This window comes from Vibrio variabilis (assembly GCF_003263785.1).
GTDB lineage: Bacteria > Pseudomonadota > Gammaproteobacteria > Enterobacterales > Vibrionaceae > Vibrio > Vibrio variabilis.
Genome location: NZ_JYJK01000141.1, coordinates 1 through 243 on the forward strand (window position 1 = coordinate 1; position 243 = coordinate 243).

At 46.5% G+C, this 243-nt stretch carries 1 tRNA gene; it reads right to left on the reverse strand.

From position 1 onward, the window contains the following. Positions 1-6 precede the first annotated feature (6 nt). Positions 7-83 (reverse strand) — tRNA-Asp (locus TZ48_RS23465). Positions 84-243: the final 160 nt, after the last annotated feature.

Genomic DNA, 243 nt, shown 5'->3' on the forward strand with positions numbered 1-243 from the left:
AATAAGTGGCGGAGTGGACGGGACTCGAACCCGCGACCCCCGGCGTGACAGGCCGGTATTCTAACCAACTGAACTACCACTCCGCACCAAACTGTTCTAATCAAAGTCTTACTAATGACCGCTTTGATTAGGAAATTGTTTCTGTAACGCAGTCAGATTTTGGTGTGAGAAGCGCAATGTGCATTGGCACATGAGCATCGCAACAGCAAAAGATGCAAGTTACGGGAACAATTTACAATTAAA